The 22,114-nt window shown below is 40.9% G+C and carries 24 protein-coding genes; 10 read left to right on the top strand and 14 right to left on the bottom strand.

The window, feature by feature from the left end; all coding sequences use genetic code 11:
* Positions 1-47: 47 nt before the first annotated feature.
* The 4 genes from Aba26S_RS09705 to pilG are packed head-to-tail and all read right to left on the bottom strand — an operon-like array spanning position 48 to position 3,530.
* Positions 48-2,132 carry a methyl-accepting chemotaxis protein gene (locus Aba26S_RS09705; RefSeq protein ID WP_043971712.1) on the bottom strand — a complete coding sequence of 695 codons (2,085 nt, stop codon included), beginning with the start codon at positions 2,130-2,132 and terminating at the stop codon, positions 48-50.
* A gap of 44 nt (positions 2,133-2,176) precedes the next feature.
* Positions 2,177-2,713, bottom strand: coding sequence for a chemotaxis protein CheW (locus Aba26S_RS09700; protein ID WP_005244057.1), 537 nt, complete (start codon positions 2,711-2,713; stop codon positions 2,177-2,179).
* A 47-nt stretch (positions 2,714-2,760) separates the two neighbouring features.
* Complete coding sequence (locus Aba26S_RS09695; RefSeq protein ID WP_004652355.1) at positions 2,761-3,123, bottom strand: PleD family two-component system response regulator; 363 nt, start codon at positions 3,121-3,123, stop codon at positions 2,761-2,763.
* Between the two features lie 23 nt (positions 3,124-3,146).
* Positions 3,147-3,530 (bottom strand): twitching motility response regulator PilG, encoded by a 384-nt coding sequence (gene pilG, locus Aba26S_RS09690; RefSeq protein WP_005244059.1) that lies wholly within the window; start codon positions 3,528-3,530, stop codon positions 3,147-3,149.
* A 279-nt stretch (positions 3,531-3,809) separates the two neighbouring features.
* Here pilG and Aba26S_RS09685 point away from each other — a divergent pair, with 279 nt between their 5' ends.
* Together Aba26S_RS09685 and Aba26S_RS09680 are read left to right on the top strand one after the other, a co-directional pair.
* Complete coding sequence (locus tag Aba26S_RS09685) at positions 3,810-4,463, top strand: hypothetical protein (protein ID WP_043971709.1); 654 nt, start codon at positions 3,810-3,812, stop codon at positions 4,461-4,463.
* A gap of 188 nt (positions 4,464-4,651) precedes the next feature.
* Positions 4,652-6,367, top strand: a complete 1,716-nt coding sequence (locus tag Aba26S_RS09680; protein ID WP_043971707.1) for a proline--tRNA ligase — start codon at positions 4,652-4,654, stop codon at positions 6,365-6,367.
* 52 nt (positions 6,368-6,419) lie between these two features.
* Here the strand turns inward: Aba26S_RS09680 and Aba26S_RS09675 are convergent, their stop codons facing one another.
* From Aba26S_RS09675 to Aba26S_RS09650, 6 genes are all read right to left on the bottom strand, one after another.
* Positions 6,420-6,755 (bottom strand): YegP family protein, encoded by a 336-nt coding sequence (locus tag Aba26S_RS09675; RefSeq protein ID WP_005244065.1) that lies wholly within the window; start codon positions 6,753-6,755, stop codon positions 6,420-6,422.
* A 149-nt stretch (positions 6,756-6,904) separates the two neighbouring features.
* Positions 6,905-8,578, bottom strand: coding sequence for an AMP-binding protein (locus tag Aba26S_RS09670; protein WP_043971731.1), 1,674 nt, complete (start codon positions 8,576-8,578; stop codon positions 6,905-6,907).
* A 318-nt stretch (positions 8,579-8,896) separates the two neighbouring features.
* A complete protein-coding gene (locus tag Aba26S_RS09665; RefSeq protein ID WP_005244069.1) occupies positions 8,897-9,241 on the bottom strand; it encodes a zinc ribbon domain-containing protein YjdM in 345 nt (114 codons plus the stop codon).
* 52 nt (positions 9,242-9,293) lie between these two features.
* Entirely contained in the window at positions 9,294-9,650 is a 357-nt protein-coding gene (locus Aba26S_RS09660) for a DUF488 domain-containing protein (RefSeq protein ID WP_043971706.1), read from the bottom strand.
* A 23-nt stretch (positions 9,651-9,673) separates the two neighbouring features.
* Positions 9,674-10,036 (bottom strand): DUF2004 domain-containing protein, encoded by a 363-nt coding sequence (locus tag Aba26S_RS09655; RefSeq protein ID WP_005244075.1) that lies wholly within the window; start codon positions 10,034-10,036, stop codon positions 9,674-9,676.
* 37 nt (positions 10,037-10,073) lie between these two features.
* Positions 10,074-10,523, bottom strand: coding sequence for an SRPBCC family protein (locus Aba26S_RS09650; RefSeq protein ID WP_171248935.1), 450 nt, complete (start codon positions 10,521-10,523; stop codon positions 10,074-10,076).
* Positions 10,524-10,705: 182 nt separating this feature from the next.
* On the opposite strand from Aba26S_RS09650, the gene Aba26S_RS09645 reads away from it, so the two are divergent.
* The 5 genes from Aba26S_RS09645 to Aba26S_RS09625 all read left to right on the top strand — a co-directional run bounded on the left by Aba26S_RS09645 (position 10,706) and on the right by Aba26S_RS09625 (position 13,937).
* Positions 10,706-11,428: a folate-binding protein YgfZ gene (locus tag Aba26S_RS09645; protein ID WP_043971702.1), complete on the top strand. Its 723-nt coding sequence runs from the start codon at positions 10,706-10,708 to the stop codon at positions 11,426-11,428.
* An 89-nt stretch (positions 11,429-11,517) separates the two neighbouring features.
* Entirely contained in the window at positions 11,518-11,751 is a 234-nt protein-coding gene (locus tag Aba26S_RS09640; protein WP_043971700.1) for a hypothetical protein, read from the top strand.
* Positions 11,752-11,753: 2 nt separating this feature from the next.
* Positions 11,754-12,074, top strand: a complete 321-nt coding sequence (locus tag Aba26S_RS09635; RefSeq protein ID WP_043971728.1) for a low molecular weight protein tyrosine phosphatase family protein — start codon at positions 11,754-11,756, stop codon at positions 12,072-12,074.
* Between the two features lie 74 nt (positions 12,075-12,148).
* Positions 12,149-12,880: a DsbC family protein gene (locus Aba26S_RS09630; protein ID WP_043971698.1), complete on the top strand. Its 732-nt coding sequence runs from the start codon at positions 12,149-12,151 to the stop codon at positions 12,878-12,880.
* Positions 12,881-13,133: 253 nt separating this feature from the next.
* Positions 13,134-13,937, top strand: a complete 804-nt coding sequence (locus Aba26S_RS09625) for a tetratricopeptide repeat protein (RefSeq protein WP_005244089.1) — start codon at positions 13,134-13,136, stop codon at positions 13,935-13,937.
* 41 nt (positions 13,938-13,978) lie between these two features.
* Here the strand turns inward: Aba26S_RS09625 and Aba26S_RS09620 are convergent, their stop codons facing one another.
* On the bottom strand, positions 13,979-16,111 hold the full coding sequence (locus tag Aba26S_RS09620; protein WP_043971696.1) for a TonB-dependent receptor: 2,133 nt from the start codon (positions 16,109-16,111) through the stop codon (positions 13,979-13,981).
* Positions 16,112-16,318: 207 nt separating this feature from the next.
* Here Aba26S_RS09620 and mutM point away from each other — a divergent pair, with 207 nt between their 5' ends.
* Both mutM and Aba26S_RS09610 read left to right on the top strand, forming a co-directional pair.
* Positions 16,319-17,140: a bifunctional DNA-formamidopyrimidine glycosylase/DNA-(apurinic or apyrimidinic site) lyase gene (mutM, locus tag Aba26S_RS09615; protein WP_005244100.1), complete on the top strand. Its 822-nt coding sequence runs from the start codon at positions 16,319-16,321 to the stop codon at positions 17,138-17,140.
* A 31-nt stretch (positions 17,141-17,171) separates the two neighbouring features.
* A complete protein-coding gene (locus Aba26S_RS09610) occupies positions 17,172-17,462 on the top strand; it encodes a peptidylprolyl isomerase (RefSeq protein ID WP_005244102.1) in 291 nt (96 codons plus the stop codon).
* A 61-nt stretch (positions 17,463-17,523) separates the two neighbouring features.
* Here Aba26S_RS09610 and Aba26S_RS09605 read toward each other — a convergent pair whose 3' ends face one another.
* The 3 genes from Aba26S_RS09605 to typA all read right to left on the bottom strand — a co-directional run bounded on the left by Aba26S_RS09605 (position 17,524) and on the right by typA (position 20,525).
* Positions 17,524-17,856: a gamma-glutamylcyclotransferase family protein gene (locus Aba26S_RS09605; protein ID WP_043971693.1), complete on the bottom strand. Its 333-nt coding sequence runs from the start codon at positions 17,854-17,856 to the stop codon at positions 17,524-17,526.
* 156 nt (positions 17,857-18,012) lie between these two features.
* Entirely contained in the window at positions 18,013-18,444 is a 432-nt protein-coding gene (gene mscL / locus Aba26S_RS09600; RefSeq protein ID WP_005244106.1) for a large conductance mechanosensitive channel protein MscL, read from the bottom strand.
* A 245-nt stretch (positions 18,445-18,689) separates the two neighbouring features.
* Positions 18,690-20,525: a translational GTPase TypA gene (typA, locus tag Aba26S_RS09595; RefSeq protein ID WP_005244111.1), complete on the bottom strand. Its 1,836-nt coding sequence runs from the start codon at positions 20,523-20,525 to the stop codon at positions 18,690-18,692.
* 175 nt (positions 20,526-20,700) lie between these two features.
* On the opposite strand from typA, the gene Aba26S_RS09590 reads away from it, so the two are divergent.
* Entirely contained in the window at positions 20,701-22,059 is a 1,359-nt protein-coding gene (locus Aba26S_RS09590; protein WP_010590226.1) for a uracil-xanthine permease family protein, read from the top strand.
* Positions 22,060-22,114: the final 55 nt, after the last annotated feature.

The raw sequence follows: 22,114 nt of genomic DNA, 5'->3' as shown, positions 1-22,114 counted from the left end.
TTTAAAAATGGAAAGGCAGACACCCCCATCTGCCTTTCCAATTCGGTTTAGTCTGGTAACTTAAAGTCAGTTACAGACTCACGTAATGATTCAGCCATGTTTGCCAACTCAGATACTGAGCGCGCTGTATCAAACGTTGCTGTTGTCGTTTGTGAAGTAATTTCCTGCACGACATTCATCGTCGTAGCAATATGACTTGCTGAGGCAGACTGAAGTTTCGCTGCATCGGAAATGCTTGCAATCAGTTTTGCCAAGTCACCCGATACCGTTTGAATCTCATCTAGTGCAATCCCCGCATCTTTCGCCAAGTTCGCACCACGGACAACTTCCGACGTGGTTTGTTCCATCGAGATTACCGCTTCGTTGGTATCCGTCTGAATGGTTTTTACCAGGCTTTCAATCTGCTTGGTTGCGGAAGCAGAACGTTCTGCAAGACGCTGTACTTCATCGGCTACGACCGCGAAACCACGTCCCGCTTCACCCGCCATCGACGCCTGAATCGCAGCGTTTAATGCCAAGATGTTGGTTTGGTCGGCAATATCGTTAATCAGCGAGACAATGTTACCAATCTCTTGTGAAGATTCACCCAAACGCTTAATACGTTTCGAAGTCTCTTGAATCTGTTCACGAATGTGGTCCATCCCCTCAATCGAACGGTTTACCACTTGCGCACCATTGGTTGCAATTTGTACTGAACGTTGTGCTACGTCAGCAGACTCAGATGCGTTGGCAGATACTTGGTCAATTGACAATGCCATTTCGTTCATTGCCGCAGATGCCCCTGCGATTTCTTGTGCCTGATGCTCAGATGCCTCTGCCAACTGGTTGGTAATGTTCTGAGTGTCTTGGGTATAACGTGCAACTTCTTGCGAGGTATCGGTAATTCGGGAAACAAGGTCACGTAACTGATCAATCGCAAAGTTAATCGAGTCGGCAATCGCACCTGTAAAATCTTCTGATACCGTTGCATATGAACGTAAGTCACCATCTGCCAAGTCTGCAATTTCATCAAGTAAACGTAAAATCGCATTTTGGTTACGGTCATATTCATCTTGTAAACGTGTTACGCGCTCTTTATCGGTATTACTACGTAACATCAAGAGTTGTAATACAAAGAACACCAATGCCGCTAACGATAAAATTAAAACAATACCAGCAAAGACATTGCCCCAGCCGCCTTCAGATTTATTCGATAAATCATTCAGTGAAGTAAGAAGTGCATCTGACTGGGTGAAAATTTGTGAAGATGCCTGGCGTACACGAACAATCTGATTGGCGTTTTGAAGTACTGTTGCTGCGGCAGACTTCAATACTGCATCGTAGTCAGACTTAATACTATCCACAGATTCACGTAAAGCGGCAGAACTAATTCGGTCTACACCCAGTTCAGCACTTCCATTCAACTGCGCATTTAGATACACACCAAAGGTATCAATATCGGCACCAAAGTCATTCGCCGAAACGTTTGAGTTATCTGTTCCCACCAGTACCGAGTTGATCGAACGTAAAATACGCTCGGCAATGAACACCTGGTTCTTGGTAATGATTACCTGACTACTCGGCATGTTCTCACGTACCATCTGATCAACCATCAAGTTATATTCAGCCTGAATCTCAGGAATGGTTTCACTAATCGAAATGTTGGTATCGTAAAGCTGGTTAATAACTTTTTGTTGCGATGCAATCAGGTCAATGTTTTTAGAAACATTGTCCCAAAGCCCACTCACCTTCTTGTATTCATCCGAACCTTTACCGTACACACTTTCAACAGTACTCAGGTTTTCAGCAAATTGCTTTTCAGACTCAACCAACTTCTTCATTGCTTCTGGTGTACCAGATGCAGTAGCTTCCGTTGCTTGACGTGAAATGGTTTGTGATAACAAACGCAACTCACCGAGACTACGGGTGAGTTGATTCGAACGAGGAACACTTACGAATAAGTAAATGAGGAGAATAACTGCAAGGGCCAAAGCAATTAAAGCGCGATAGATAATCGGTTTTGATTTCTCTGTTTCACCGAATAAGCGCGAAAACTGGTCAAGTTGCGTTCGAATATTATCGAAGAACGCACCGCCTTTTTTCAGCCCGGCACTATCGCCATTGCCGTTCTTTTTTTTAAGTTTAAAGCCCATATCAGCTTCTCCCCGAATACGCGTTTATGTTCCGTAGCGTAGAATTAGTTTATAAATTTTATTGATGCATTCATATATTGAGGATTGCTTAACAAACGACTCAATAAAAACACATGCCATTGTTGATTATGTTGATGGAAATGACCTTGGCAATAATCTTTCAGCTTATTATCCAGATCATTATTCTGGGAGAAAAAACTCTTTTTGTTAAAGTGTTGAATCCCCAAAACCTGATCGACGACCAACCCCACATAATGGTCTTGATGGCTAATACAAATCACTTTTTGCGTTGGTGAAAACTGACTCCGTTGCCCTGAAATAAAATGTGTTAAATCAGAAACTGAAAGCAGACGTCCACGAATGTTGGCCAAACCTCTTACCCACGCCTGAGTATTTGGTACTGGTGTATATTTCGGCGGATAAATCACCTCCGAAATTTCCCCTAAAGGCGCAACAAAATATTGCCCTAACATCTCAAATGCAATACCAGACCAACGACTGACTTCATTTTGAGTTGAAGTGTATTGTTTATTGCCTCGCTTGGATAAACGAAGCAATTCGATAAATCCATTTGCTGCCATACCCTATCCCGTATTGAGTAATGAGAAGGCTCAACTTGAGCAAAAAATTAACTTAATAATTGTTTAATGACATCAATAAGTTGCTGTTCATCAATGGGTTTAGTCAAATAGTCGCAAGCCCCTTGACGTTTACCCCACACACGGTCTGTGGCCTGATCTTTGGTACTAACAATCACAACAGGAATATGTTGTGTATCCTTACCTTTACTGATTTGGCGGGTTGCCTGAAAGCCATTCATCCCTGGCATCACCACATCCATCAGCACCAAATCTGGCAATTCAGCTTGAGCCATTGTGACTCCATCAGCACCATTGGTCGCTTCAATAACGTCATAACCGTGCTTTGTCAAAATCTCTCTAAAGCGAAATGTTTCTGTAGGTGAATCATCTACAATAAGTATGCGAGCCATTTTTTCCTCAATCTTAACTTTTATTATGCACTAACGTGGTTGCGAATCGCGTTTAACAACTCATCTTTACTAAATGGCTTGGTTAAATATTCATCCGAGCCCACAACACGCCCTTTTGCTTGGTCAAACAAACCGTCTTTGCTTGATAGCATAATCACTGGAATATTTTGATAACTTAGAGAATTTTTAATTAATGCACAGGTTTGATAACCATCTAAACGAGGCATCATGATATCAACAAAAACGATATCAGGATTGGCTTCTGCAATTTTTGACAATGCTTCAAAGCCATCAACAGCGGTAATGACTTCACAACCTTCACGCTGCAATAACGTTTCAGCTGTACGACGAATCGTTTTTGAATCGTCAATCACCATCACCTTTAAATTTTGAAATTTATCTTCCATTTATTGTCCCGCCCCAATACTCAATACAAATTATGGTTGGTTTAATTTGTTTTATACAGATTAGTTGATATTTTTAACATATCTTTACTTGCATTATCAATGAAGTTTTTTGAACCAACCTATCAGTTTCTCTACACAATCACAAACAGTTCACACTTTTAATTAAATTCCTAATTTTTTTGCTGAATAACTATTTTTAAATGTAGAAATTAGCACTAATATACAACTGATTATTATTTAAAAATAAGTGATTTAATTAACTTTTTTTCGGGGAATGTAATGACTGGTTCGTTAAAGTGCGGTTTTCGCATGGGTCACTTTACAACGATTACTCGTACTTACATTTGTTCATTTTTTCTATTGTGTTTTGTTAGCTATTCCAGTGCTGCTACCACAGAACAACCTAAAGCTGTCTGGTATCGTTACTATGACAAAAATGGCGTTGCCAATGTCAGCACTTCCGTTTCCCCAAATCATATTCGTTACGGCTACGAAGCACTAGATCGTAACATGCAAGTGATAAAACGGAATAACCCCTACAACGCAGCCGCAGATGCCCAACAATCTGCACAACGGGAATCCGTAGCGCGTCGTCGCGAACAGGACTTAAGACTAAAACGCGCCTATGGCAACCCACAAATTGCCGCAACAAAACGAGACCAAATTTTGGCGAACCTGAAAAAACAGCTAAACTATCAGCAAGAACAATTACAACAATTACAAAAGGATAAAATCGCGTTTAAACGTCAGGAGATGGAATATCATCGTAAAGGTGAAGTACTGCCAGCACAGCTTAAAAACAATCTGGAAAATAACACTCAAAATATTGAGAACATCAAAAAAACGGTGGAAAGCCTACGTAATGCCTATCACAAGACTGAAGTCGAGTATAGCGATATTATCCAGCGCTTAAATGCGCTGGGCCCGACTTAATCCATATGCCCTTTTACAATCTCGACATTAAATTTTAAGTAATTCGAATATTTAAATACTCAGCTCTACTTTATACTGCGCCAAATTGAATGATTCATGTCATAATGCCCATTGCCCAAAACTGGGCATATTATTTTGCTCGTTGTTGTAGCACTTTTTAAATAACACTTAACTTTAGGACAGTTTCCATGCGCGCAAGCCGCTTTTTATTTGCAACGTTAAGAGAAACCCCAAATGATGCTGAGGTCATTTCTCATCAGCTGATGTTACGTGCGGGGATGATTCGTAAACTCGCTTCTGGCTTATACTCTTGGTTGCCCATGGGAACTCGTGTTTTAAAGAAAGTAGATGCGATTGTACGTGAAGAAATGAATCGCTCTGGCGCATTGGAAGTATTTATGCCAGTGACCCAACCTGCAGCGCTTTGGGAAGAATCTGGCCGTTTTGAACAATATGGGCCAGAACTTCTACGTTTTAAAGATCGTCATGACAATCCATTCGTGCTTGGGCCAACCCACGAAGAAGTCATTACTGATTTAGCACGTAATGAACTGAAAAGTTATAAACAATTGCCGTTGAATTTCTATCAAATTCAAACCAAATTCCGTGATGAAATTCGTCCACGTTTCGGTGTAATGCGTTCTCGCGAATTCATCATGAAAGATGCTTATTCTTTCCACATCGATCAAGCATCATTACAAGAAACCTATGACGTGATGTATGACACCTATAGCCGTATTTTCACCCGTCTGGGGCTGGATTTCCGTCCAGTACAAGCAGATACAGGATCAATTGGTGGCTCTGCATCACATGAATTTCATGTCCTTGCAGCCAGCGGTGAAGATGATATTGCCTTCTCTACTGAATCTGACTATGCAGCCAATGTTGAAATGGCTGAAGCGCTTTTGGTCGGTGAACGTGCTGCTGCAACCCAAGCCTACAGCGTGGTTGACACACCAAATCAGAAAACCATTGCTGATGTGTGTCAGTTCTTAAATGCCGATGCAAAACAATCTGTCAAAGCATTATTGGTACAAGGTCCAACAGATGAAAAAGGCAATACACCTGTAGTTGCCCTGTTCTTGCGTGGCGACCATGAACTCAATGATATTAAAGCTGAAAAGCATCCCTTAATTGCAGCACCTTTAACATTTGCCACTGAAGAGCAATTGCAACAACATGGCTTAACGGCAGGGTTCTGCGGCCCGCAAGGCTTAGTTGAAAAAGGGCTCACCGTGATTGTAGACCGTGCTGCATCGGTACTGTCTGACTTCGTTGCGGGGGCAAATGAAGTCGACAAGCACGCAACTGGAGTAAACTGGGATCGTGATGCGACATTTACCGAAGTCTTTGACCTGCGTAACGTAGTTGAAGGCGATCCATCTCCAGATGGTAAAGGCACAATTCAAATTAAACGCGGGATTGAAGTTGGTCATATCTTCCAGCTGGGTACCAAATACTCAGAAGCATTAAACTGTAAAGTGCTGGGTGAAGATGGCAAACCCCTCACCGTGACCATGGGTTGCTATGGTATCGGCGTGACTCGTGTGATCGCATCCGCTATTGAGCAGAACTTTGATGATAAAGGGATTATCTGGCCTCAAGCGATTGCACCTTTTGAAGTTGCGATTGTGCCAATGAATGCCCATAAATCACCACGCACCCTCGAAGCTGCCGAAGCACTTTATGCAGAATTACAAGCACAGGGCTATGATGTCCTACTGGATGACCGTAACGAACGTCCAGGCGTAAAATTCTCTGATCTTGAATTGATGGGTATTCCACACCGTATCGTGATTGGTGAAAAGGGTCTCGATGCAGGTACCTTCGAATACAAAGGCCGTCGTGATGCTGAAGCCAGCAACCTCAATAAAGAAGAATTATTGGCGAAATTGATCCGCTAATCTGAACTCTAGAGATAAAAAAGCCGTTTCAATGAAACGGCTTTTTTATTGATTAAACAGTTAAATCTTTAATAGTTTCAGATGGCCCATTATTTTTCACAGATTCAATGCCCTTGTCACGCGACTGCTCACTGGAATACAGCTGACTGGTTCCAATGACCTGATGATTGGCTGCTTTCAAATTAAAATATGGTTTTTCATTCTTTGAAGTTAAGCGATCATATCGACCATCATCAGGACTATTTTTCTGTACTGATGCGATCCCATTCAATGCTGCTGCTTTGGTTTTATATAATTCACTATTTAAAATTGGTTCACCATTTCCTGCCTTAAGTACAAAACGATATTGCCCATCACTCGCCTTACTTACTTCAAACCACCCTGACATAAGAACCTCTATTTATTGGAGTTAATCATTGTTTGTTATCTCCACCAATATAGTTCAGCTATCCCAGTTTAAAAAGCTTGTTTTTTGTTCAATTTTAGTAATTGACCGACTGCATCAAACTATAAAACCAGACCAAGGCCAAACATCTCCTACTGTTGTTCTTTTAAATGTCGACGTAGTATTTTTCCGATATTTGATTTCGGTAACTCTTGTACAAACTCAATATATTTTGGACATTTATAGGCGGTCAAATGAGCTTTGGTATAGCTTAAAATTTCCTCTTCCGTTAAAGATGGATCTTTACTCACAATAAAGATTTTTGGAACTTCACCAGATTTTTCATCCTTTACCCCAATCGCAGCCACCTCGAGCACCTTATGATACTGGGCGACAACTTCTTCAATTTCCCTTGGATAAACATTAAATCCAGAAACAACGATCATATCTTTCTTTCTATCAATCAGTTCAATAAATCCCCGCTCATCCATTATGCCAATGTCACCTGAACGGAACAGTTGATCCCGAGTCATAACCTGTGCTGTTTCTTCTGGTTTTTGCCAATAGCCCTGCATCACTTGCGGGCCACGTATGGCCACTTCACCTGGCTGACCATAGGGCAGTGGATTGCCATGCTGATCAATAATCACGACATCCGTTAAGGGGACCGGGATACCCACCTTGCCACTAAAAGTCGTTTGCCCATTGGGATTAAACGTAGCTAAAGGCCCTGTCTCGGAAAGGCCATAGACCTCACAAATAATATTGCCTGTCAACTGCTGCCATAAATCTGCTGTTGCCTGCAAGGTTGGCATCCCGCCACTCACGGCCAGTTTGAAGTCAGAAAAATCTATTTCCTTAAAATCAGGTTGATTGGCGAGAGTATTAAATATCGTGTTGACACCAGGAAATACATTTGGAGAGTAACGGCGCCAAGTGTCTAGAATGTAATTGATGTCGCGTGGATTCAATATGAGTACGACCGTCTGACCTGAATAAAGGCTATATAAAATACTGAAAGAAAAAGCAAATATATGATAAAACGGCAGAAGGCATAAAATTCGACTACTGCCACCTTGAGACGATAACAACAAATTTGAAGAAAAAGCGGCATCCATCTGCAAAGTATTAATAAATAAATTACCGTGCGTTAGGATGGTGCCTTTTGAAAGACCCGTTGTGCCACCAGTATATTGTAGTAAGGCAATATCATGAAGCTGGAGTGCTGGGCGTTGATAATCCGTAGAACCAACCTCATTCATGATGCTTTTAAATTGATATACATTACCGATAAGCTCATGTTGAACCACTTTGCTTTCTTGCAAGTGTGGATATTTAAATCGTGTTTCCTCCGTCAATAAATCCGGAATCGAGGTCTGGATAATCGTCTTGACCTTGGTTTGTGCTTCAATTTGCTGAAAAGCTGGAATCGCATCATCAATAATAATCAAGACCTCTGCGCCAGAATCATTGAGCTGATACTGAAGCTCACGGGGGGTATAATGCGGATTCACATTAACTGCAATATAACCCGCACGAAGGATGGCACAGGCAATAACTGGATATTGCAGTAAATTCGGGAGCATGATTGCAATTCGGGTTTGCTGAGCTAAATTTAACTGTTGTAAATAACTGGCAAATCGAAGACTAAGCTGATCAAGCTCAGTAAAAGAAAGGATTTGATCATAAAAAATAAAAGCAGCAGCATTACTGAATTGCTGAAAAGATTGCTCTAGCATCTCAATTAAAGATTCATGCTCGCTAGGTGATTTTAATTGATAAGCAACATTATACTTCTGATATTCATTATACCAAGGACGTTCGATTTTCATTTATTAGAGCTATTTATTTGATGAAATTTCAAGTATAAATTTTTCTACTGAAAAAAGTTGTCGATTATGTAAAAAACTGTGAATCGACTTAGCACCATAGAAACACAATGATTATTAATAATAAATCAATATATTATGCTTTAATCAAGATCATACCTTATTACTTAGGAGCGATTAATACCTAATCCCGTGATCACAACGCTCCACAATTTCAGTTAAAATAATCAACTAAATAGCAGATAAAGAAAATAATTACCTCTCCAGCCTAAATCTAAAAAGGAGCATCTACATACTCCTTTTTAGATCAGATGATTAAACTTTTTTCACGAATTCAGACTTCAATTTCATCGCACCAACACCATCAATTTTACAATCAATGTTATGACCATCACTTGCATCGGCAACCAAGCGAATGCTTTTGACCTTTGTTCCAACCTTCACCACAGAAGATGAACCTTTAATTTTTAGATCTTTCACGACCGTTACACTATCACCATCAGCCAAGACATTTCCGTTGGCATCTTTAATAATGTCCTGTACTTCTGAAGCAACAGCTTCCCCTTCCTTCCATTCATGTGAACATTCAGGACAAATCAATAAATCGCCATCTTGGTAAGTATATTCTGATTGGCATTGTGGGCAATTTGGAAAAGACATAAAAAAAACTCAAAAGGCTATTATGATGGATAGACGCTATTTTTTCAAAATTTCAGCCTTGAATCTCTTTCCCAAGTAGATAATTCTTCAGTACCAAAGCATGATTCAAGGCCGGGTCTTTGGCCGCATAAATCAGCGTTAAAGGTTGCTGTTTGGCCATCTCTCTCAGTTCTTGAACATGTGGATTATGACTTAATTCTTGATAATAGCCCTGCTGAAAACTCAGCCAATGCTCGGCTTGATGACAAAATGCCTGTCGCAACTCGGTTGAGGGGGCAATTTCCTTGAGCCATAAATCCAAATGTGCCCGTTCTTTCGATATTCCTCTCGGCCATAAACGATCTACCAAGACACGTTTGCCATCGGAAACGGCGATAGGATCATAAATACGTTTAATCTCGATTTGCATACACACTCGCCTACAATTTAGGCTTAGCTTTCCATTGCGATATCAATCACCTGCCCTTTTGCATCAAAACTTACACAAATCACATAATTGGTCATTCCATCGGGCAAAGTAAAATCAAGCATCTCATGCGGTTCTAAGCCGTCATCATCGCATTGATGATCCAAGACTAAAATCTCCAGCACCTGTAACGGTGTTGGAGTAGGTGTCCCAAAATGTTTTTGCCAATATGCAGATTCAACCTCCTCAAGATGGTGTTGAATAAATAGCTCTACACTGTCTTCGGCCTGTTGGTTTTCTAAAGCTTCTCGCATTGCACGACGTGCAAGCTGTTCACGGTGTTCAACAATTGCTTGTCCTGACATAGCATCCCCCGATGTCATCATCATAAACTGTATTTTTAAGCTGATTCTGCTTTTTCAATTTCTAATCTGGAATCTCAACCTGCACCAATAAGCCAAGCAAATACAATGATTCTTGCCAGCCTAAATAACACGCTTCAACTGGAATCACGTCTGGTATCCCTTCTTGGGTAATATGGATTTCAGTACCGACCAATACTTGTTTGAGTTGAATCGTCACCTGAATATCACCGGGCAGGTTTGGGTCATCAAAACGACTGGTATAACGCAAGCGTTCATTGGGAACCAGTTCGATATAGCTTCCACCAAAAGAGTGAGAGTGTCCTGTTGAAAAATTGGTAAATAACATTTTATAGCTCCCCCCCTCTTGCGGATCAAGATGATGGACTTTTGCTGTGAATCCATGCGGTGGTAACCATTTGACCAAGGCATCTGGATCTAAAAAGGCTTTAAAAACCCGAGCAGGTGGCGCATTTAATACACGATGTAATTTTACTGTACCCGTCATTATTATTCTCCAATCTTACAATTCTTGCGCTGGATCGATTTATCATAGCGATTTGCTGTACAAATGCCATGCCTTCAATCGCTCATTTGAGCACGATTATCGAGAATCTAAAGCTGCTTTTTTGTGAAAAATGGCGCAAAATAACAATCTATATTTTAGTGATCAGAACGCAGATTTAGGATTGATCTATGAGCCAGCTTGCTTTTACTGCTTTTAGCTTAAATGGTGTAGATGCACAGAAATTTTTACAAGGTCAGGTGACCATTCATGTCGAACGGATACCTGAAAATGAAAATCGCTATACCGCTATTTGTGATTTAAAAGGACGTATTCATTTTGGTTTATGGATTAAAAGACTCACCCCAGAGAGCTTTGAACTTGTGACCACGCAGGACCAAGCCGAAGAATTTGCTAAGCATATTAAAAAGTTTGGTGCTTTTTCTAAAATGAAGTTAGAACAAATCAGCCCTGTTTACCCAACAGTAAATGGTATTCAAACTGAGTTTTCTGCAACAGTAAGCGATATCAGTACTTGGCAAGTTCAGGCAATTCAGTCTGGGCAAGCTTGGATTAGTCAAAGTACAGAACACCTATTCCAACCACAAGAATTACGATTACATCAACGCGATGGCGTACATTTTGATAAGGGCTGTTATCTTGGCCAAGAAATCGTGGCACGTCTTTGGTTTAAAGCCAAACCAAAGCATTGGTTGCATTTAATTCAAGCCGAAGGTGGTCTGCCAGCCCCAGCAACACAACTCAGTAAAGATGTTGAAGTAGTCAATAGTGTTACCTTTGAAACTGGTTATCTGGCACTTGTGATTGCCAAACCCGCAGCCTTAACAGAACTTGGTGTAACTGTTTTAGAGCTGCCTGAAACACTGAATGGCGATGTCGCTCGACCAAGTTAAATCCTTGTGGAAATTAGGCTTTAATATTATAGTAAAAACTCATGTGTTATCGCGGCTGCTGAAACCGATTAACTCATGAGTTTTTTATAATGGATGATTTAGCACAACAACGTAACCGAGCATGGCGACGTAAGCAAAAGTTTTTATTTCGAGGCCGAGACTGTAGACACACAACACGTTTGTGGAAGCCTGTAAAGCAATGGAAATATCTCTATACAAGACAAGTTAAACTTGCTCAGGCAAAGCAATTAAGAATCGAATATCCTCGCATTTCTAAAGCTCAATCTTTACATGATGCCCGTTTTAATTATTGGACTCTTTGATTCTGAATATTCTCTTTATTTGCAGCCGTAACCAATGGCGCAGTCCAACAGCTGAACGTATTTTCGCACAAGGGTATGGTCTACGTACCCGTTCAACTGGCACCAGCCGTCACGCCAAACACACCATTTCATTAAAAGACATTGCTTGGGCTGAGCAAATCTTTGTGATGGAATCTCGACACAAGCAACAGATCAAAGAACAGTTTTCCAAACAACTAGCGCATAAAAAAGTGTTTGTGCTCGATATTCCAGATGACTATCACTATATGGACCCTGAGCTGATTGAATTACTTCAATTGGCGATGCAGCCCTATTTAAAATAAAGTTTCATCGCTGTTCTTGTCGAAAGTTTAAATCGACGTTATTGTTCCTATATTCTCAACACAATCGATTCCACATGAAAATAACGATCAAAACATGGTTATCCGCTATCACGCTTAGCCTTTTTGGCTTACAAACATTACATGCCGATAGCAAAACACTGGAACGCAACTTCAAACAGAATTATCCAGATATTCCGGTCAAATCGGTTAGTCCTTCTCCTTTACCGGGTATTTATGAAGTCTATGCCGCAGGTAAAATCATCTATACTGATGAAACCGCCAAGTATCTGTTTTTCGGTAACCTCCTCGATGTCAAAAACAAGAAAAATCTGACCGAAGAGCACTTAGCCGAATTTGGAAAAATTGATGTCAAACAACTGCCGCTCGATCAAGCAATCAAATATGTCAAAGGCAAGGGAGATCGTATCCTGTACGTCTTTAGCGATCCTGACTGTCCTTATTGCCAAAAACTTGAACAGCATATGACCTCTATAGATAATGTCACAGTTTATCTGTTCTTATTCCCACTGAAAAAATTACATCCTCAGGCAGAAGCGGTTGCCAATAAAATTTGGTGTTCCAAAAATCCGTACGAAGCTTGGGAAGATTATATGCTGCATCGTAAAGCACCAAAAAATGCAGCTCAGTGTGAAACCCCAATACAAAAGAATTTAGCCTTGGGTCAAAAATTACAAATTGATGGCACTCCGACCCTATTCTTACAAAATGGCATGCGGCTCTCTGGCAGCCCACAAAATGCTGAACAGATTGAGCAGCTTTTACAGGAAGCCAGCAGTAACAAATAATATGCAATGATGAAGGCTTATGACTCTTTTGCCACAGAAGGGTCACAAGCGATTATCTAAAAAAATAAAACATAAGATATTGATTTAATAGTTCTTAACTCATATAAAATAGTTAATTTAGGTTCTTTCATTTCACCACGATTTATACAAAATCCTTATTTACATTTTTGCCTAAACTTTTATGATGAGGACAGCATATTGAGTTCTGCCATACAAGGGATGAAAGCAGATCAACATGAAAGGAAAAATAAACATGAAAAAATTGCTGATTGCGAGTTTAATTACTGTTGTTAGTCATAGTGCTTTCGCAGCAGACGCAAAAACATCGACCATTAAACCCGATCCTGTCTTTACAAAAGCAACCCAACTTTACGAAGCAAAGGACTATGCTGCTGCCTTTCAAGAAATGCAACGTTTAGCCACAACGGGTAATCAACAAGCGATTTATAATCTTGGCTACATGACTCAGCTAGGTCAAGGTACCGCAAAAGATGAGAAAAAAGCATTACAATATTACCAAGACGCATCAACTAAAGGCTATGGCCCAGCCAGCTTTAGTATTGCTCAGGCCTACCACAAAGGTACGCTTGGCCTAGGCAAGAATCCACAAAAGTATAAAGAATATTTAGAAAAAGCCTCGATCCAAGGCTCAGATGAAGCAACCGTTGAGTTTGCAGATCTTCTATTCCGCCAAGGAAAACCTGAATACGACCAACTCGCCATTCAGAAATTATTGCCTCTCCTCCGAAAGGATTATTATCCGGCACGAAATTTAAAAGCAGTTTATGACCTTGGTATTGGGGTTAAGAATAAAAACCCGTTTATGCAACAGCAAGCAATTGAGAGCTTAAAGGATCTTGCCAAAAAGGATTATGCACCCTCTCTCATGATTCTTGGCAATATGCTTGCCAATGGCAGTATTATCGATCAGGATTTAGAGCAGGCAAAAAATATCTTTTCACGCTTAGCGGCTGTGGACTATCCAAATGCGAAAGAATCATTAGTCAAAGTTAACGAAGCCATTGCTGCGAAAAAAGCAGCGCCAACCAAAAAATAAAAAGCCAAAAGCAGCACTTTGTAAGTGCTGCTTGTTTTCACTTAGAACTGTTTGCTGACTTTAATCCCAGCACTCCAATTACGCCCATCTGCGGGTTCAAAGAAGCGGTTGCTTCCTTCGTTAACAATCACCGAGCCTGCATAGTTTTTATCGAACAGGTTATCTACGCGTGCAAAACCACTCACTCCCCAGTCTGCATATTTCCACGCATATCCAGTATACAATGACGCGACCGTATAATTTGGTGCTGCATCACTATTAATATCATTAACATACACTTTATCCATATACTGCACATCTGCACCTGCGTAAAAGCCCTGCTCAGGTTTCCACGCCAAACCAATAAAAGCTTGGCTCTTTGCGATTCCAGGAATTGCATTTCCCTCAGGAATCTCAGCAACTTTTCCAACCGCAGGAACTTTAGAATCAAAGGTCGCATCTAAATAGGCATAACTAGCATTGATGGCCAAATCTTTCCAAAGCGCTTTATTCCAAGCCAACTCAACACCTTTGCGTAAAGTCTTATCTGCATTCCTAAAAGTTGCACGACCACCAATATTTTCAGCTGCAACAATGTCATCCTTGGTTTGAATGTAGAATGTAGCCAAATTAAAATCACCTAACACATTTGAAGATTTTAGACCCACCTCATAGTTATCACTTTTTGAAGGTCTTAAGTCTAGCGTGCTGCTGCCACCTTTTGCAGGATAAGCCATCTCAGTGAATGTTGGCGTTTCAAAACCTTTGGCATAACTTGCATAGAGTAAAGCTTCTGGAATAACTTGCCAACTTAGAGCCACTGAAGGTAATACTTCTTCATAGCTAGTTTTGCCACTATTATCCCCATTCAGACCAACAATATAATGATCTTTCGATTCGTAATGCACATTACTATAACGCACACCTGTATCTAGACGCATCGTTGGTAAAAAAGACCATGAAGCCTGTAAATAAGGATCGACATTCCACAAGGTATTACGCTCATCACGGCGCAGGGCTCCTTTTACCCCTTTATCCCCAGTCTCATTAAAGTTTTGATAGCCTTGTCGACCTTCATTCATCGCATCAATTGCCACACCTGCACTGAACTGGGTATTCGGTAGTAAGTCCTTCCCCGTCCAGCGGAAGTCTGCACCATAATAATCACGTTTAAAATCAATTACTCCACCAGCTTGATACGGTGTCGCTGGATTTTTTTGAACCATATCTGGAATCGATTGATATTGTGTTACTTGACGTTGCCCAATGTAGGCCATCGCATACAGTTCATTTTGGTCATTGATTGGTTTTGACCATGTAAGCCCTGTTTGGGTTTGATCAATCTTTTTACGTGCATTGTAATCCAAAACATTTTTTGCCACTTGTCTTGGATTCACTTCCCAATCTGCTCGTGTTAAGCCACTAGGATCATCAGCATCAATCTTGACGTAGTTAGTGATCCAGTTAATCTTACTACCATCATCCAAATTCCACGTCAGTTTTGCATTGCTTAAAACCTTGTTTGCCCCGCTATGGTCTCGAAAACCATCGGTATCAAAATAAGATGAGCTAATCACATAACTCGGTTCATTTTGATTTTTAGCACCGCCTTGCAACACAATACCCGCGCGATTCTTATTGTGGCTGCCCCCAGCATAACTCATTTCAATCGAGTCTTTACCCTGCCCCTCTCTGGTTGTTGCCAGAATCGCGCCGCCCGATGAATTGCCATAAATCGAAGAAAATGGCCCTGTTAAGACTTCAAGATGACTCAAACTGCTTAAATCAATATTTGAGGTTTGCCCCTGCCCATCGGGCATCGTTGCCGGAATACCGTCGGTATATAAACGAATACCACGCACACCAAAAGTAGAGCGTGCACCAAAACCGCGCATTGACAATTGCAAATCCTGTGCATAGTTCTCACGATTACGTAATTGAAGACTTGGAATTCCTTTAACAACCTCTGTTAAATTCACTTGTGCTGATTGATCATCTTTAGGCATATCCACCCTAAAAATTGAGGCTGGTGTTTGCATATATGTAGTATCGGTGCGTGTTGCCTCGACTTTAATTGATGGCAATTGCACAGCTTGCTCAGCATCAGATTCACCCGCCCAGGCAGCGCTATTACCCACCACCCCCATACACATTGCGACGCAACCATATAAAAGGTTAATTTTCAGTGAAGGCATGAAGATTCCTTATTTCTCAAAATTTCAAAAGGATGATTTTTAAAAGTAAGCATCTAATTATTTTATATTTAACTTACATATTTAAATTTTACGGCCATCATCAAGAACGTTACCGATCTGCATTGGCAAATAAAATTAAATACCGTCATAATTGTAAGTGAAACATTTACCCTCATTGTATTGTTGTTGAAACAACTTGAGCTCTATATGCCTGAACTTCCTGAAGTTGAAACCACCAAAACCAGCCTTCTCCCTCTTTTAGAGCAACGTGTTCAAGCCGTCACTGTATTGAATGCGAGTTTACGCTGGCCAATTCCCAACGATCTCGACAAACTGGTTGGACAACGTCTAACGCAACTGAAACGTCGCTCTAAATATATTCTGGCCGAATTTGAACAAGATCAGATGCTCTGGCATTTGGGTATGTCTGGCAGCTTTCGTTTGTGTCAAGCTAATGAAGCGCTGAGAAAGCATGATCATCTGGTGATTGATTTTGAGGATTTGCAACTCCGCTATCACGACCCACGTCGTTTTGGCTGTATTTTGTGGTTAGACCAAGCCAATCAAAGCAAACTGATCGACACACTCGGCCCTGAGCCACTCAGTGAAGATTTTAATGCGGCTTACTTAGGTGAAAAACTGAGTAAAAAGAATGTCGGCATTAAAATTGCTTTGATGGATAATCATGTGGTGGTTGGTGTCGGCAATATTTATGCGACTGAAAGTTTATTCAATATCGGGGTTCATCCTGCACAGCCAGCTTCAACCTTAAGCAAAACACAGGTAGAAAAACTGGTCATTGAAGTTAAACGCATCTTAAAACAGGCAATTGATCTTGGTGGCTCTACCTTGCGTGACTATAGCAATGCCATGGGTGAAAATGGTTATTTTCAACAGACGCTTTTGGCCTATGGGCGTGCAGGCGAAATGTGCGTAAATTGCGAAACCACACTGGAAAACTTAAAGCTTGGTCAACGTGCCAGCGTATTTTGCCCGCAATGCCAACCATTGAAGTTAAAAAAAGCTTAGGCTTATTCAGATATCCCAAGGAGAACAAATCATGCAAACTGCGATTGTTCGACATATTCTCGTCAAAGATAAAGATTTAGCTGAGCAGCTAAAAAAGCGGATTCAATCAGGTGCAGATTTCGGAAAAGTTGCCAAGCAATATTCAACCTGCAACTCAGCCAAACGTGGTGGTGAACTCGGCGAGGTGAAAAAAGGTCAGTTGGTGCCTGTCATCGATAAACTGGTCTTTAGCGCAGCAGAACGTATTCTACATGGTCCGATTAAAAGCCAGTTTGGTTTTCATTTGGTTGAAGTCAAATTCCGTATGGGCAGTTTGAGATAATCGGTCTACTTGAGCTTAAATTTAGATTTAAGCTCAACAGTCAGTTCCGAGAATAAATCTTTTAATCCTGTGGCCTCATCACATAGGTCCATGCCAATGTCATTTCACCATTAGACAACTGAACCTGAGTCTTTACACGTTGATATTGTATCCCTTCAAAATCATCCAGCATTTGCCAGTTTTGTTCTAATTTGTCAGTACTAAACAAATATCCCTCAACCAAAGAATCTGCTTCATTCAGAACGATAGCAGGCAAACCTTGATCTGGCCCCCAATCTAGAATATGAATCGTGCCATGCACCGAAGCTTGCTGCCAGTCGCCACCGATTTCTCCCAAAATATGGGCATTTTCTCGATTTGGGCATAATGTACCATATACAAATAATCGGTTCATGTTAGTTGATCCCCCTCACAATATGTACAGCATCTTAAAATGAAAGCAGCTTTTTTTCTATGAGAAATGACGATTTTACGCCACTATCCAGCACGGTCCTGTTCCAATAGACAATAAAAAACGGCATCTCAGATGCCGTTTTTTATTCAAGCTAACTTAGCCCTGTTTTTTCAACTCATCACGAATTTCACGTAACAGTTGAACATCTTCTGGCGTTGCTTCTGGCTCAGGTGCAGCCTCTTCTTGTTTACGAATACGATTCATCACTTTCACTAATAAGAACACAACCCATGCTAATAACAAGAAATTAATAAGAATAGTTAAGAAGCTACCATACGCAAAGACATTCAGTCCTGCATCCTGTGCCGCTTTCAACGTCGTCACATTGTTCGGGTTATCGCCGAGGATAAGGAACCAGTTGGTGTAATCTACATTGCCACCCAAGATCCATGAAATCACTGGCATTACAATATCTTTCACTAATGAATCAATAATTTTACCAAAAGCACCACCAATGATGACACCAATCGCCAAATCCATCATATTGCCCTTGATGGCAAATTCTTTAAATTCTTTAATAATACTCATCTATAACTCTCCAGAGCTGAACTTGATCGCGGCCTGTTTTTGCATTGTTTATTACACAGGTGCGGTTATCCACATAATGCTGATAATTTAATATTTTTATCAAAAAAAGAAAGTTATTTCACACTTTAACAACACTTTTTATTTTCATAAAAATATGTCTTTAAGCATGTCCTTCCCATCAGATTTATGCAATAAAAAACCGCTAAATAAATTTAGCGGTTTTGTCATTTTTCGGTGAAGAAAAATTATTTATCGCGGTTACGCTTACGTTCGTTTTCAGTTAAGTAACGCTTACGGATACGAATCGATTTTGGTGTTACTTCAACTAACTCGTCATCTTGAATGAATTCAAGCGCTTGTTCAAGCGTGTATTCCATTGCAGGTGTTAAAGTTAAAGCTTCATCAGTACCTGACGCACGAACGTTAGTTAACTGTTTCGCTTTAGTTGGGTTTACAACCATATCGTCAGAACGTGAGTTAATACCGATGATCATACCTTCATACACTTCCAACTGTGGTTTAGCGAATAAACGACCACGGTCTTGAAGCGTAAATAATGCATAGCCCAAGCAAGTCCCTTGAACCATAGAAATCAACACACCATTTTGACGTTTCGCAACAGTACCTGCTTTTGCTGGACCGTAATGCGAGAAGCTTGATGTCATGATCCCTGTACCAGAAGTCATGGTTAGGAATTCAGAACGGAAACCAATCAAGCCACGTGAAGGTACAGTTGCTTCAATACGGATACGGCCTTTACCGTCAACTTCCATATTGGTCATTTCGCCTTTACGGAAGCCCATTTGTTCCATTACAGAACCTTGATGCTGTTCTTCAACGTCAAACGTTACGTTTTCGTATGGCTCTTGTTTTTCGCCATCGATTTCTTTCATGATCACTTGTGGACGTGATACGCCCATTTCGAAGCCTTCACGACGCATGTTTTCAATTAAAACTGAAAGGTGAAGTTCACCACGACCTGAAACCTTGAAACGGTCTGGGCTGTCAGTATCTTCAACACGAAGTGCTACGTTGTGAATCAATTCACGGTCAAGACGTTCACGAATGTTACGTGAAGTTACGAATTTACCTTCTTTACCAGCAAACGGTGAGTTGTTTACCTGGAAAGTCATCGATACAGTCGGTTCATCTACAGACAATGCTGGTAATGCTTCAACATTTTTAGGATCACAAATCGTATCAGAAATGTTTAATGCATCAATACCCGTAATACAGATGATGTCACCAGCTGAAGCTGATTCAACATCAACACGCTCTAAACCATGGTAACCCATGATTTTTAAGATACGACCGTTACGTGTATTGCCATCTTTATCGATAACAGTAACAGGTGTATTTAATTTTACAGAACCACGTTGAATACGACCAACACCGATAACACCTACGAAGCTGTTATAGTCAAGTGATGAAATCTGCATTTGGAAAGGACCATCAACATCAACTGCTGGTGGTTCAACGATATCAACGATAGTTTGGAACAACGGTGTCATATCTTCCGCTAATTCTTCTGGTGAAGGACCAGCAACACCACGAAGACCAGAAGCATAGACAACTGGGAAGTCTAACTGTTCGTCAGTACCGCCTAAGTTATCGAACAAATCAAAAACTTGATCGATAACCCAGTCTGGACGCGCGCTAGGCTTGTCAACTTTGTTGATAATCACGATTGGCTTCAAACCACGTGCGAACGCTTTTTGCGTTACGAAACGAGTTTGTGGCATTGGACCTTCTTGTGAGTCTACAAGAAGCAATACACAGTCAACCATCGACATTACACGTTCAACTTCACCACCGAAGTCGGCGTGTCCCGGGGTGTCAACAATGTTAATGCGGTATTCAGTGTTTGTACGTGCATCTAACCATTTAATTGCAGTATTTTTTGCAAGAATGGTAATACCACGTTCAGACTCAAGCGCGTTAGAATCCATAACACGTTCAATCTCGCCTGCGCGATCACCAAGAGCACCTGATTGTTGTAAAAGTTTGTCGACTAAAGTCGTCTTACCATGATCGACGTGCGCAATAATGGCAATGTTACGGAGAGTTTTAATATCTGACATGTAAAATTCGATACGCTTTAAATTTGAGGGCAAATTATACAGAAAAATACTAAACTTTAGTAGTGACAGTTTATTGACAGTGCATTTTTTTTCTGACGAAGTGTCATTGAATCGTTGGTAAAGCGAGCTAACTCTATTAGAATATTGCCCTAATGCCTCTCGCTTTTATACTCCCATGTCGAATTCACAACCTCAGCAGCAGCTTGATCTGGTCTATGGACTCAATGATCGACCGAAACCTTTTGTTGCATTTTTAGCCGCTCTACAGCATCTCTTGGCGATTTTAGTCCCGATTGTGACCCCTGGATTACTGATTTGTTTGGCACTTGGCGTCTCGCGTGAAGACACCAATATGATCCTTTCCATGTCACTGATCATCTCAGGAATTGCAACTTTTTTACAATGTAAAAAAGTTGGCCCTTTTGGTGCCGGATTGTTAATTGTTCAGGGTACCAGCTTTAATTTTATCGGACCAATCATCGGGATTGGTAGTGCAATGGTGGCTGCAGGCACCCCAGTTGAGCAAGTGATGGCCGCCATTTTTGGTGTCGTCATTGCCGGTTCATTTATTGAGATGGGTGTATCACGAATTTTACCTTGGGTGAAAAAGCTGATTACTCCGTTAGTCACAGGCATTGTGGTGCTATTGATTGGTCTTACTCTGATTAAAGAAGGTTTGATCAGCATGGGCGGTGGTTATACCGCCATGCAAGACAATACTTTTGCCAATGCAGACAACTTGATCATGTCCTGTACTGTTCTTGGAATTATTATCTTACTGAATCGAATCCGCATTGTTTGGGTGAAAAGTTCAGCCATTTTAATTGCACTGGTGATTGGCTATATTCTTGCCGGTTTTATGGGACACCTGAACTTTGCTGTCCTCAATGATGCACCATTAATTCAAATTCCAACCCCAATGCATTTTGGATTAAGTTTCTCTTGGAGCTTATTCATTCCAATGGCATTCATTTATCTGGTCACTTCACTTGAAGCAATTGGCGACGTCACTGCGACCAGTAAAATCTCGAATCAACCAGTTGATGGTCCAGTTTGGATGCAACGCATTAAAGGCGGCGTACTGGTCAACGGTGCAAACTCATTCTTAGCAGGTATCTTTAATACTTTCCCAAGTTCAGTATTTGCACAAAACAATGGTGTCATTCAATTGACTGGTGTGGCAAGCCGCTATGTCGGAATCTGGATTGCCGTGCTGCTCGTGATTTTAGGCTTATTCCCTGCTGTAGCTGCTGTAATTCAAGCCGTGCCACAAGCGGTCCTTGGTGGTGCCGTGATGGTGATGTTTGGGGCTGTAGCCGCGTCTGGGATTAATATTCTTTCGAGTATTCATCTCGACCGTCGCGCCCTGCTGATTATTGCGATTTCACTTGCACTTGGTTTAGGTGTCGCTCAAGTTCCTCAAATTCTTGAACACCTGCCTGAACTATTTAAAAATATTTTTAGCTCTGGTGTCGCAACTGGCGGTATTGCCGCTTTGATTTTAAACATTGTTTTACCTGACACACATAAGTAATCAACAAACAATCGCAAGTGCCCAGTTTCACGACTGGGCTTTGTTTTTGATGAGA

The sequence above is a fragment of the Acinetobacter sp. NBRC 110496 genome, from assembly GCF_000876115.1.
GTDB lineage: Bacteria > Pseudomonadota > Gammaproteobacteria > Pseudomonadales > Moraxellaceae > Acinetobacter.
The sequence above is the reverse complement of the archived record's forward strand: the minus strand, read 5'-3'. Positions and strand labels throughout refer to the sequence as shown.

What these genes read in the sequence shown, in the direction of transcription:
- Aba26S_RS09660 (WP_043971706.1), bottom strand. Translation starts at nt 9,650, where the DNA reads ATGCAAATCGAGATTAAACGTATTTATGATCCTATCGCCGTTTCCGAT.
- Aba26S_RS09675 (WP_005244065.1), bottom strand. Translation starts at nt 6,755, where the DNA reads ATGTCAGGGTGGTTTGAAGTAAGTAAGGCGAGTGATGGGCAATATCGT.
- Aba26S_RS09700 (WP_005244057.1), bottom strand. Translation starts at nt 2,713, where the DNA reads ATGGCAGCAAATGGATTTATCGAATTGCTTCGTTTATCCAAGCGAGGC.
- typA (WP_005244111.1), bottom strand. Translation starts at nt 20,525, where the DNA reads ATGTCAGATATTAAAACTCTCCGTAACATTGCCATTATTGCGCACGTC.
- Aba26S_RS09630 (WP_043971698.1), top strand. Translation starts at nt 12,149, where the DNA reads ATGAAAATAACGATCAAAACATGGTTATCCGCTATCACGCTTAGCCTT.
- Aba26S_RS09705 (WP_043971712.1), bottom strand. Translation starts at nt 2,132, where the DNA reads ATGGGCTTTAAACTTAAAAAAAAGAACGGCAATGGCGATAGTGCCGGG.
- Aba26S_RS09610 (WP_005244102.1), top strand. Translation starts at nt 17,172, where the DNA reads ATGCAAACTGCGATTGTTCGACATATTCTCGTCAAAGATAAAGATTTA.
- Aba26S_RS09640 (WP_043971700.1), top strand. Translation starts at nt 11,518, where the DNA reads ATGGATGATTTAGCACAACAACGTAACCGAGCATGGCGACGTAAGCAA.
- mutM (WP_005244100.1), top strand. Translation starts at nt 16,319, where the DNA reads ATGCCTGAACTTCCTGAAGTTGAAACCACCAAAACCAGCCTTCTCCCT.
- mscL (WP_005244106.1), bottom strand. Translation starts at nt 18,444, where the DNA reads ATGAGTATTATTAAAGAATTTAAAGAATTTGCCATCAAGGGCAATATG.
- Aba26S_RS09665 (WP_005244069.1), bottom strand. Translation starts at nt 9,241, where the DNA reads ATGTCTTTTCCAAATTGCCCACAATGCCAATCAGAATATACTTACCAA.
- Aba26S_RS09590 (WP_010590226.1), top strand. Translation starts at nt 20,701, where the DNA reads ATGTCGAATTCACAACCTCAGCAGCAGCTTGATCTGGTCTATGGACTC.
- Aba26S_RS09680 (WP_043971707.1), top strand. Translation starts at nt 4,652, where the DNA reads ATGCGCGCAAGCCGCTTTTTATTTGCAACGTTAAGAGAAACCCCAAAT.
- Aba26S_RS09625 (WP_005244089.1), top strand. Translation starts at nt 13,134, where the DNA reads ATGAAAAAATTGCTGATTGCGAGTTTAATTACTGTTGTTAGTCATAGT.
- Aba26S_RS09605 (WP_043971693.1), bottom strand. Translation starts at nt 17,856, where the DNA reads ATGAACCGATTATTTGTATATGGTACATTATGCCCAAATCGAGAAAAT.
- pilG (WP_005244059.1), bottom strand. Translation starts at nt 3,530, where the DNA reads ATGGAAGATAAATTTCAAAATTTAAAGGTGATGGTGATTGACGATTCA.
- Aba26S_RS09620 (WP_043971696.1), bottom strand. Translation starts at nt 16,111, where the DNA reads ATGCCTTCACTGAAAATTAACCTTTTATATGGTTGCGTCGCAATGTGT.
- Aba26S_RS09645 (WP_043971702.1), top strand. Translation starts at nt 10,706, where the DNA reads ATGAGCCAGCTTGCTTTTACTGCTTTTAGCTTAAATGGTGTAGATGCA.
- Aba26S_RS09685 (WP_043971709.1), top strand. Translation starts at nt 3,810, where the DNA reads ATGACTGGTTCGTTAAAGTGCGGTTTTCGCATGGGTCACTTTACAACG.
- Aba26S_RS09655 (WP_005244075.1), bottom strand. Translation starts at nt 10,036, where the DNA reads ATGATGATGACATCGGGGGATGCTATGTCAGGACAAGCAATTGTTGAA.
- Aba26S_RS09695 (WP_004652355.1), bottom strand. Translation starts at nt 3,123, where the DNA reads ATGGCTCGCATACTTATTGTAGATGATTCACCTACAGAAACATTTCGC.